The sequence below is a fragment of the Ensifer sp. SSB1 genome, assembly GCF_016652895.1.
GTDB lineage: Bacteria > Pseudomonadota > Alphaproteobacteria > Rhizobiales > Rhizobiaceae > Ensifer.
Genome location: NZ_JAEPRP010000223.1, coordinates 1 through 10299, shown reverse-complemented (window position 1 = coordinate 10299; position 10299 = coordinate 1). Strand labels below are relative to the sequence as shown.

The 10299-nt window shown below is 61.3% G+C and carries 10 protein-coding genes; 3 read left to right on the top strand and 7 right to left on the bottom strand.

From position 1 onward, the window contains the following. A partial coding sequence (locus I8N66_RS33395) for an ABC transporter permease (protein ID WP_291163617.1) occupies positions 1 to 474 on the top strand: 474 nt, incomplete at its 5' end. 8 nt (positions 475 to 482) lie between these two features. After that, on the top strand, positions 483 to 1292 hold the full coding sequence (locus I8N66_RS33390; protein ID WP_291163614.1) for an ABC transporter permease: 810 nt from the start codon (positions 483 to 485) through the stop codon (positions 1290 to 1292). Here I8N66_RS33390 and I8N66_RS33385 read toward each other — a convergent pair whose 3' ends face one another. Beyond that, positions 1293 to 2168: a LysR family transcriptional regulator gene (locus tag I8N66_RS33385; RefSeq protein ID WP_291163611.1), complete on the bottom strand. Its 876-nt coding sequence runs from the start codon at positions 2166 to 2168 to the stop codon at positions 1293 to 1295. Between the two features lie 71 nt (positions 2169 to 2239). Continuing rightward, entirely contained in the window at positions 2240 to 3454 is a 1215-nt protein-coding gene (locus I8N66_RS33380; protein WP_291163620.1) for a M24 family metallopeptidase, read from the bottom strand. Between the two features lie 274 nt (positions 3455 to 3728). On the opposite strand from I8N66_RS33380, the gene I8N66_RS33375 reads away from it, so the two are divergent. Beyond that, positions 3729 to 4790: a GlxA family transcriptional regulator gene (locus tag I8N66_RS33375; RefSeq protein ID WP_291163608.1), complete on the top strand. Its 1062-nt coding sequence runs from the start codon at positions 3729 to 3731 to the stop codon at positions 4788 to 4790. A gap of 44 nt (positions 4791 to 4834) precedes the next feature. Here I8N66_RS33375 and I8N66_RS33370 read toward each other — a convergent pair whose 3' ends face one another. The 5 genes from I8N66_RS33370 to I8N66_RS33350 all read right to left on the bottom strand — a co-directional run. Then, positions 4835 to 5830: an Ldh family oxidoreductase gene (locus tag I8N66_RS33370; protein ID WP_291163605.1), complete on the bottom strand. Its 996-nt coding sequence runs from the start codon at positions 5828 to 5830 to the stop codon at positions 4835 to 4837. 2 nt (positions 5831 to 5832) lie between these two features. After that, on the bottom strand, positions 5833 to 7818 hold the full coding sequence (locus I8N66_RS33365) for an FAD-dependent oxidoreductase (RefSeq protein WP_291163602.1): 1986 nt from the start codon (positions 7816 to 7818) through the stop codon (positions 5833 to 5835). 130 nt (positions 7819 to 7948) lie between these two features. Beyond that, the gene (locus tag I8N66_RS33360; protein ID WP_291163599.1) at positions 7949 to 9025 is read right to left on the bottom strand and encodes a glycine betaine/L-proline ABC transporter ATP-binding protein; all 1077 of its coding nucleotides are present in this window, start codon (positions 9023 to 9025) and stop codon (positions 7949 to 7951) included. Beyond that, on the bottom strand, positions 9018 to 9905 hold the full coding sequence (locus tag I8N66_RS33355; RefSeq protein ID WP_113537287.1) for a proline/glycine betaine ABC transporter permease: 888 nt from the start codon (positions 9903 to 9905) through the stop codon (positions 9018 to 9020). Before I8N66_RS33355 ends, I8N66_RS33360 begins: the two co-directional genes overlap by 8 nt. Before the next feature lie 100 nt (positions 9906 to 10005). Then, positions 10006 to 10299 (bottom strand): glycine betaine ABC transporter substrate-binding protein (locus tag I8N66_RS33350; protein ID WP_291163594.1); only part of this gene is annotated, 294 nt, incomplete at its 5' end.

Sequence of the window (10299 nt, the reverse complement as noted above, 5' to 3'; positions counted from 1 at the left end):
GACGGGGTGATCAACCAGCTGCTTCTGGCGCTTGGTCTTACCACGGAAAAGCTTCAGCTCATGCTGACCCGCTTAGGCACGGTGACCGCCATGACGCATATTCAGCTGCCCTTTACGATCTTGCCGATCCTCAGCGTGATGAAGTCCATTCCGGAGGGGCAGATGCGGGCCGCTCGCTCGCTTGGGGCCCCGCCGCTTTCCGCCTTCTGGCGGGTCTATGCGCCGCAGACGCTGCCGGGCGTTGCCGCGGGCTGCCTGATGACCTTCATCCTGTCGCTCGGATACTACATCACGCCCGCACTGGTTGGCGGCCCGCGCGACCAGATGATGTCGAACTTCATTGCCACCTACATCAACCGCGACCTGAACTGGGGAATGGCCGCCGCACTCGCGTGCCTGCTCCTGGTCATGACGCTTTCGATCTACCTTCTGTTCCTGCGCCTTGTCGGTGCGGAGCGCATCAAACTCGGATGAGAACAACCATGTGGCTTCCCGCTTACGCGACCCGCAGCGAACGGCTCTGCCGGCTCGCGGTAGTCGCCTTCGCCTTCGCCGTGCTCGTCTTCCTGATCGGGCCGCTCTTCGTCGTCTTTCCGCTTTCGGTTTCCAAGGACCCGTTTTTCACCTTCCCGATCCAGGAATATTCCTGGCGCTGGTATGTCGATTTCTTCGAAAATACCCGCTGGACCAAAAGCCTCCTCAACAGCCTTGTCGCGGCTCTTTTCAGCACCGCAATCGCGACATTGCTCGGCACGCTTGCGGCGCTCGGCATCAGCCGGCCCGGCTTTCCCGCCCGAAAGGTTGTCATGGCGTTGATGATCTCGCCGATGATCATGCCAGTGGTCATCGTCGCCGTCGGCGCCTACATGTTTTTTGGTTCGATCGGGCTCACCAACACCCGCACCGGATTGGTGCTCGCGCATGCGGCACTTTCCATACCCTTCGTCGTCGTCACGGTACTTTCAGCGCTGTCGACCTACGACACCAACCTCACCCGGGCAGGCGCGAGCCTTGGCGCGGGGCCTGTCAGTGTCTTCTTCGCAGTCACACTGCCGCTCATTTCGCCCGGCATCGTCTCCGGCGCGCTGCTTGCCTTCGCCGTCTCCTTCGATGAGGTGATCGTCGCTCTTTTTCTCACTGGAGCAGAACAGCGCACGCTGCCGGTGCAGATGTTTTCCGGCATCCGCGACCAGATCAATCCGACCATCATGGCGGCGGCGAGCCTGCTGACCACCGTCTCGATTGCGCTCTTTGTGGCACTGAGCCTCATCCGCAGCGCGCGGAAGGCCTGATCAGCCTTCTCTTGTGTCAGCAAGAAAGGCGTCGGCGAAATGGGCTGCGAAGCTCTCCGCCACCGCAGAGCGCTTGCGATCGGAACTTAAATAGATGCCGACGACGACGTCCGCGAGCCTTGGCAGGCCGAGGGCGTCGTCGAGTGTTGCAAGCTTGGCTGGCACGATCCGGCGGGCAAGCACTGTGTTGCCGAAGCCGGAACCGACCGCTGCTTCAAGGCCGGAAAGGCTGGGGCTCGTATAGACCAGATCGTAGCCGCGCCCGTCACGTTGCAGCGCAGTCAGCATGGCTCGCCGATAGAGACAGCCTTCCGGATAGCAGACGATCCGCAAATTGGCGTTATCGTCCGCCACCAGAGTGCCGGCAGCGTCGCCGATCCATGCGAGTGGCTCCTTCCAGGTCATGAATGCGCCTTCCGCCGGCCCGTCCGGTGTCATCGCCACGACGAGATCGTAGAGCCCGTTTCGAAGACCCTGCAGGAGGACATGGGAAAGGTCGCAGACGACCTCGAAGCGGAAGTCGTGGCCGCTGCGGGCAAGGCGCGGCATCAGCTTTGGCAGGAAATGGTCGGCATAGTCATTCGGGATGCCGAGGCGGATCTTTCCATGCTGATCGCGCCGCGAGAGGCGCAGCATCATCTCGTCGTTCAGCGCCAGCATCTGCCGGGCGTAGCTCGCAACCAGTTCTCCGGCCTCGGTCGGTTGAGCGCTTGCATCCTTGGCGAACAGGGAAACGTTGAGCAGTTCCTGCAGCTTTTTCATCTGCAGACTGATGGCTGGCTGGGTGCGTCCGAGTTGTTCGGCAGCGCGCGTGTGACTGCGCAGGTCGATCACTGCCAGAAAGGTACGAAGGAGGTCAGTCGGAATGTTTCTCACGGAATATCGGCACCGCTTCCAAAAGGAAACGGGCCGATCGGGCGGCCCGTTTCAAGTTGCCCGCGGACGGGTCAGGCGGGAAGGATATTATGCTGCGGGCCGAAGGGGAAGCCGGTAATGTTCTCGCTTCCGGTCTCCGTCATGACCAGGATGTCGTGTTCGCGGTACCCGCCGGCGCCCGGCATACCGTCCGGAATTGTCAGCATCGGCTCCATGGAGACGACCATGCCCGGCTGAAGGACGGTGTTGATATCTTCGCGCAACTCTACCCCTGCCTCGCGGCCATAGTAGTGCGACAGCACACCGAAGGAGTGACCATAACCAAAGGAGCGATAGCCAAGCAGGCCGTGCTCTCGGTAGATCTCGTTGAGTTCCGTGGCCACATCCCCGCAGCGCGCGCCGGGTTTGAGAAGCTCAAGCCCGCGACGATGGACGGCGCAGTTGATCTCCCAGATCCGAAGATGCTCATCGCTGGCGTGGTCGAGGAACAGCGTGCGTTCAAGCGCTGTGTAGTAGCCGGCGATCATCGGGAAGCAATTGAGCGAGAGAATGTCGCCCTTCTGGACACGCCGTGATGTCACCGGATTGTGCGCACCGTCCGTGTTGATGCCCGACTGGAACCACACCCAGGTGTCCATCAGTTCTGCATGAGGAAAACGATCTGCGATGTGGCGGACCATAGCCTGCGTGCCGGCAAGCGCCACCTCATATTCCGGAACGCCTTCGCGCACGGCCTTGGCGACAGCAGCACCGCCGATATCGGCCGTCGCAGCACCTTCCTTGATGAGCGCGATCTCCTCCTGCGACTTGATTGTGCGCAGCCACATGGTCGGAAAGCCGATGTCGACAAACTCGACCCTTGGGAAAGCCTCCTCGAGCAGGCGACGAAAATCTAGGTTCACCTGGTCGAACTCGATGCCGATGCGCGAGACGTTCGGGAGGAGTTTCTGCAGGGCGTGGAAGAAGTTGTCGCGTTGCCAGTCCGTATAGGTGATGTTGTCGCCGAAGGTGCGCCGAAAGGGTTGGCCGGCATCAATGCCCGCCGAGACCGACGTTGCCTTTTCCGGCGTGATGACAAAGGCGTAACGTCGGCCAAAGGAACAATAGAGGAAGTCCGAGAAGTAGCAGATGTTGTGGTAGGAGGTCAGGACCGCCCCATCGAGCTTCAGGTCTTCGAGGATGCGCCGCATCGCATTTTGCCGACGCTCCATTTCGCCTGCGGAGAAGGTGGGCTTCACCCTCTCACCGTTATGCATCTCCTGCAGCCGCAGAAGTTCGTTCGGCATTCCTCGCGCAAACATGTTCATCTCACAAAACTCCTTCTCCTCGGCCAATCGCGCCGTTTGACGAAGATCAGGGTAGAAATCTTCGCGCGCGCTGGAAAATTAGAAGTTCCAATGCCGCCATAAGCGATCCGAGTGTGCTCGCCGAAGATCATGCCTGCCGCTAATGCCGGCATTAGTGAAAGAAATTATCGTCCTTCACCTCGGCTATGTATCGTTCGGTCGGCCGGTCATATCAGGCCAGCAAGCGTTTCCTTCGCGCGTTGAGGAGCAACTGATGATCGAGCGTGGAACTGGGTATGTCGTCGCTGCGAGCCGGCCGGACCGCGGGGCGACCAATCGATCGGCCAGGCGGCTGAAGGTCGGTTTCCTGCTTGCGCGCAAGTTCACAATGAGCGCGTTCGCGTTGTTTGCCGATACGTTGAGGCTCGCCAGCGATACGGACGACAGATCGGGGCGGCTCCTTTGCGACTGGGACGTGCTCAGTCCGACGGCACACATGATCCGGTCGAGTTGCGGCGTCCAGGTTTCCCCCACGTCAGGGCTCGGTGATCCCAAGCGCTTCGATTACATCGTGGTCATTGGTGGCTTACTCAACGTCGAAGAGCAGCTGTCCTATGACGCGGTGCGCTTCCTGCGTCTGGCCCAACAGAAGGGCGTGAAGCTGATCGGTGTCTGCACCGGCAGTTTCATCCTTGCAGATGCAGGGCTGCTTGCCGGAAGTCTGGCTTGCGTGAGTTGGCTTCATCACTCCGACTTCAAGGCGCGGTTTCCAGATATCCGGCTGACGTCACAAAGTCTTTTTGTCGAGGACGGCAACGTGACGACCTGTGCAGGGGGAAGTGCCGTCGCGGATCTCGCGGCTCTCCTCGTCAGAAGGCATGTCGGTGCGGCCGCCGAGCGCAACGCCATCGAGATCCTTCAACTCGATCGTCGCAGGGATGGCTCGGACCTGCAAAGCCGTACGCCCATCGCACTTCCCGTGCATTGCGACCGCCGCATCCGCGCGGCCTTGCTTTGCATGGAGGAGAATATCGACGACAGGTGGGAGATCGAAAAGATCGCCGGTCATGTCGGCGTGTCCAGACGTCAACTGGAGCGGATCTTCCACAGCAAGACCGGCTTCTCGCCTGCGACCGCCTATGAAAAAATCCGCATGAGAAAGGCAGCACTTCTTGTCGAGCGGACCTCGAAATCGATGATCGAGATCGCCCTCGACGTTGGTTTCGCAAGCAGCGCTCACTTCTGCCGACGGTTCCGTCTGAACTTCGGCATGACGCCGCATCAGCTTCGAGAAAAGATGCGAAACCGTTGCCGACCGACAGCCATGGCCGATTGACGCGGACAGTTCCTGCGCGCCACTGGCCGACAGCCCGCGGGGATCTAGGCTTCGCCGGCTATCTTCGTTATCGCCTTGAAAACCTCGAGAGGAATTTTGACGCGCTCTCTTGATCGCGACTGTCTGTTCGTTCCGGGAACATGGACACCGAGCCCTTGAAGTCGCTCGACCTGAGCGCTGGCCCGATCGATGCGTTGGTCGGGGTTCCCGCCAGGCACCATTGCGATCAGTGTCAGTCCAACGGCGGGAGAACGGGTCCCGGACATGAAGTTTCCCGCATCCAACGACCATGAACCTCCCGAAATGCCGGCAGCCAGCATCTCGACCATCAAGGCGACGTTCGCGCCCTTGCGTCCTCCGAACGGCAGGAGCGCGCCTTTCAATGCTTCGCTCGCGTCGAGCGTCGCCCGGCCTTCGTGGTCGACCGCCCAACCTTCCGGGATCGGACGGCGCTCCGCCGCCGCTGCGACGATGTTCACGTAGGCCGTTGCGCTCGAGGACTGGTCTATGACCATCGGCGACATTGGATCCGCCAACGGGAACCCGAAAGCCAGCGGATTGGTGCTGTAGACGGCCGCGCCGCCAGACGTCGGTGCCAGCATCGCATTGGCGTTGGTCGCTGCTATGGAAATCAATCCGTGTCCTGCGAGCCTGCGGACGTAGTAGCCGAGTTCGCCGGTGGTATAGCTGTTCTTCTGGGAGAAAACGGCGACGCCGAAGTTGTTGGCAGCCTCGACGAAATCGCCCAGTGCGAGATCGAAACCCAGCTGCGCAATTCCCTGATCGGCATCCGACAAAAAGAATGCAGGGAACGGCCTCTCCAGGGCCGGATTGGGATCGCCATTGATGCGCCCCTGGCTGAAGCTGTGCAGGTAGTCGACGAAGTGGGGGAAGCCCACGCTTGGGGAACCGTAGAGGGCAGCCGACAACGTTGCGTCGACGAGCGAGCGTGCGGTCGGTTCGTTCGCACCGGCTGCAAGACAAGCGCGGATTGCGAGCTTTTCGGCGCTTTCTAGATCAAGCAGGATCTCTTGCTGCATGTTCAGATCTCCAGTGCGGTTTTCCGACCTTCAAAGAAGGCGTAAGGCGCCTGTCGCGGCGCCGCGCAATCGCCGATCTGGCGCGCGACGATACCTCGATCCGCGAGCCCCGGCGTCAGCCAGTCGGCCGGAGAGTTCGTCGTAGCCGTAACCAGTGCCTCCGCTTCGACGAAGCGATCTTCTCCCGTGTTGTGATCGATGATTGTCGCGCCGTTGCCATGCCATTCGGTAACGCTGGCTTCGACGATCCATGCGACGCCGAGCTTGCGGAGCGCCTGTCGCAGGGGGACATCGGCCGCGGTTCTCTGCAACTCCTTGCCGACGAAAGGGTCGGGCGTCAGGATCGTCACATCGTGGCCGTCTTCGGCCAGCTTCCAGGCGGTGCCGCAGCCGCGCCAGCCTCCGCCTTCGTCGAGCAGCAGGACGCGTTTGCCCGGCCGAGCTTGGCGCGCCATGACCGCTTCGACCGTGAAAACGTTGCCTTTTTCCAGTCCCGGCATCGTCTCGACTGTCGGCAGCGCCTTCTGGAAACCCGTCTCCGGGGAATAGGAGCCGGTGGCGACGATGACGCGGTCGAATTCGGATGGGTCGATATCCTCCGCCTCGAAATAGGTGTTGAGGCGAACGTCCACATTCAGTTTCTCGAGCTGGCGCTCGTACCAGGCCATGAGATCGAGGATTTGCGCTCGTCTCGGCTGCATGCCCGCCAACAGGAAGTTGCCGCCGAGGCGGCTCGACGCTTCGGCGAGCACGACTTCGTGGCCGCGTTCGGCGGCCACCCGAGCGGCTTCCAGTCCGGCGGGACCGCCACCGATCACCAGCACGCGTTTCGGCTCACTGGTTTTCAGAAAACGATCGCCGTTCCATTCGGCCTCGCGTCCGACTGAGGGGTTGATAAGGCAGCTGATCCAGTAATCCCGCGACCGGCGGCCCCAGCACATCTGGTTGCACGATATGCAGCCGCGAATATCATCCGGGCGATCCTCGGCCGCCTTCATCGCCAGATGCGGATCGGCGATCTGTCCTCGCACGATCGAAACGAGGTCGGCTGCTCCCTCGCCGAGCACCGTTTCGGCGTTTTCCGGGGTGCGGATGTGGCTTTCGGCGATCACCAGCGCGTTCTTGACGACACCCTTCAGGACTGAAGCGAGGTCGGCGCCAAGTTTTTCCGGATAAAGGAACGTCGGCATCAGCTTGTAGAAATCGAGGTAGCCGCCCGAGCCGCAAGTGACATAGTCGATGAGGCCCAGTTCGTCATGTAGGCGGATGATTTCGGCCAATTCGTCGCGTTGGAGCGCGACCTTCACGTCTGGTTCGTCGCTGACGGCGAGGCCGACGATGAAGTCCGGGCCGCAGACCTCTCTGATCCGCGTCAGGATTTGCCGCGACATGCGCGTGCGGTTTTCCAGCGAACCGCCCCACTGGTCGTCGCGTCGATTGCACCAAGGGGTCCAGAACTGATCGACCATGCCGAGATAGGCCGCCCACACTTCGACGCCGTCGAAGCCGGCGTCCCGACATCGCCGCGCCGCTTCAACGAAGCCGTCGATCGTCTCCAGGATTTCCGCTTCGGTCATCGGATGCGAGCCGTCGCTGTCGTGATAGCTCGGCCCGCCCGAGGGCGACCAATGCGGATGGAACGAGTTGTCGGAATCCCCATGGGCGCCGACATGGTAGAGCTGCTGGATTGCGACCGCTCCATGGCCCTTGATCGCCTCGACCACCTTATTGAAGTGAGGGATCACGGCATCGTCGGAATGGCGGAAATTGCCACGGGTCAAAACGGCTGCGGCATGGACAGGCATCGGTTCGACGACGATCATTGCGGCGCCGCCGATTGCCCGCTCCCGGTAGTAGGCTGCGTGACGTTCGGTTGGCAGGCCCTCGACCGCCATGTTCGCCGTGTGCGCGCCGAACACGATCCTGTTCTTCAGCGTGTGGGACCGCAGTTTGAGAGGGGAGAACAGCCGGGGAAACTTCTTCGACATCAGGCGACTCCGGGCAGGGGGATCGGGATTGGAAGGCGGGCTCTCTCCGCCTTCCATGCAGTACCGGGCGGGCCGCCCGGAGGAGAGATTGTCGGGGCGGCAGACCGCCCCAATTAAGACGGCGGCGAAGTCAGGCGGCGGTGGCCGCGATTGCGGTCGTGTGATCGCTTGCCTCACGCGCATTGACCATCGCGCCCGCCAGCTGACGGAATGTGACGGTGCCGACAGGCCTGCCGGATGCATCGATGACCGTGATGTCGCCTTCGGGGGCGGATGCAAGTGTTCGCACGGCCTCCTCGATCGTGACGTCGGCCGGGATGCTCGGCCCACCCGTTGCGGCCGCACCAAGTGGCGCCATGACCGCCTCGACATGGACAACACGGCCCCGGTTCACTTCCTTGACGAAATTGGCGACATAGTCGTCGGCCGGCCGCAGAACGATATCCTGGCTGGTGCCTTGCTGGATGACCTCGCCGTCGCGCAAAATCGCAATCTGGTCGCCGAGCCTCAACGCCTCGTCGAGATCGTGGGTGATGAAGACGATCGTCTTCCTGATCTCCTTCTGCAGGTCGAGCAGCACCGTCTGCATGTCGGTGCGGATCAGCGGATCGAGCGCCGAATAGGCCTCATCCATCAGCAGCACCGGTGCGTCGTTGGCAAGCGCCCGGGCAAGCCCGACGCGCTGTTGCATGCCGCCGGAGAGCTGATTGGGATATTTCTGCTCGAAACCTTTGAGCCCGACCCGTTCCAGCCAGCGCATGGCCGTGTCGATGCTTTGCGAACGCGTCACGCCCTGGATTTCAAGGCCGAAGATCGTGTTGTCGAGCACGCTTCGATGCGGAAGCAGCGCGAACTTCTGGAATACCATGGCCGTCTGGTGGCGGCGGAAATCGCGCAGTTCCGCTTCCGGCATCTTCACCACGTCGACGCCGTCGACGAGGACTTCGCCGGCGCTCGGATCGATCAGCCGGTTGATATGCCGAATGAGCGTCGACTTGCCCGAGCCGGAAAGCCCCATGATCACCTGGATCGAGCCCGAGGGCATCTCGATGTTGATGTCGCGAAGACCGAGCACGTGCCCGTGACGTTCGTTCAGTTCGGTCTTGGTCAGGCCGTTCCTGACGGCTTCGACATGCGCCTGCGCATTCGGTCCGAAGATCTTGTAGAGATGGCGGATCTTGATGCCGCCGAAAGCATGATCAGCCATGGACGACCTCCCGGTGCTTCTGCAGCCGTTCGCCATAGGCCTGGCTGACCCGGTCGAACATGATGGCGATGCCGACGATGGCGAGACCGTTGAAGATGCCGAGCGTGAAATACTGGTTGGCGATCGCCTTCAGCACCGGCTGGCCGAGGCCTTGAACACCGATCATCGAGGCGATGACGACCATGGCGAGCGCCATCATGATGGTCTGGTTTATGCCGGCCATGATCGTCGGAAGTGCGAGCGGCAGCTGCACCTTGAACAGCTTCTGCCGGTTGTCGGCGCCGAAGGCGTCGGCCGCTTCGAGCACATCCTTGTCGACCAGGCGGATACCGAGATTGGTGAGCCGGATCATCGGCGGGATGGCGTAGATGACGACGGCGATCAGGCCCGGCACCTTGCCGATGCCGAGCAGCATGACGACGGGGATCAGGTAGACGAAGCTCGGCATGGTCTGCATGACATCGAGCACCGGGTTGACGACCCGCTGGACCCTGTCGGAGCGCGACATGAGAATGCCGATCGGCAGGCCGATGGCGATCGACAGGATCGTGCAGACGAAGATCATCGAGATCGTCCGCATCGTATCGTCCCACATGTCGAAGTAGCCGATGAGCAATAGCGTCACGAGACAGCCGGCGGCGATGCGAATGCTTCTGGTCGCTGCCCAGGCGATGGCGAGAATGAGGAGCGTGATGATCGGCCAGGGTGTCTTGGTCATGAACCGTTCAGAGGCGATCAGAAAATGCTGCAGCGGCGCGAAGAAGCCTTCGATCAGATCGCCGTAGCTGCGGGTAAAACCACGAAACGTCTCGTCGATGACCTTCTTCAGATCTCGAAGCGCGTTGTCGTTCATGTGCGGAAATTGATAAAACCAGTCCATTCGGTTCCCCTTCTCGAAAGAGCCGATGCGTTCTTGTTGTTATGTCGGCATGAACGGTGCGATGTGCTGCGAACACACCGCACCGGGCTTCGGTCGCTGATTACAGCGCAGCCTCGATCTTGGTGGCGGCTTCCGGGGAAACCCACTTCTTCCAGATATCCGGGTTTTCCTCGAGGAAGTGCTTGGCACCTTCTTCGCCGCTCGCCTGGTTGTCGGTCATCCAGGCCATCAGCTTGGCAATGGTCTCGTTGCTCCAGGAGCGCTTGTTGAGATACTCCATGACCTCGGGGCCTGCCTTCTCGGAGAAAGGCTTGGCGACGAGGGTTACGATCGTGTCGACCGGCCAGGCGCTTGGTTTCGGGTCGGTGCATTCGGCAACTGTGATGCAGCGCTT

Bases quoted from the DNA above. Each gene is read 5' to 3' on its own strand.
- I8N66_RS33390 (WP_291163614.1), top strand. From the start codon at position 483: ATGTGGCTTCCCGCTTACGCGACCCGCAGCGAACGGCTCTGCCGGCTC.
- I8N66_RS33380 (WP_291163620.1), bottom strand. From the start codon at position 3,454: ATGCCGAACGAACTTCTGCGGCTGCAGGAGATGCATAACGGTGAGAGG.
- I8N66_RS33375 (WP_291163608.1), top strand. From the start codon at position 3,729: ATGATCGAGCGTGGAACTGGGTATGTCGTCGCTGCGAGCCGGCCGGAC.
- I8N66_RS33370 (WP_291163605.1), bottom strand. From the start codon at position 5,830: ATGCAGCAAGAGATCCTGCTTGATCTAGAAAGCGCCGAAAAGCTCGCA.
- I8N66_RS33365 (WP_291163602.1), bottom strand. From the start codon at position 7,818: ATGTCGAAGAAGTTTCCCCGGCTGTTCTCCCCTCTCAAACTGCGGTCC.
- I8N66_RS33360 (WP_291163599.1), bottom strand. From the start codon at position 9,025: ATGGCTGATCATGCTTTCGGCGGCATCAAGATCCGCCATCTCTACAAG.
- I8N66_RS33355 (WP_113537287.1), bottom strand. From the start codon at position 9,905: ATGGACTGGTTTTATCAATTTCCGCACATGAACGACAACGCGCTTCGA.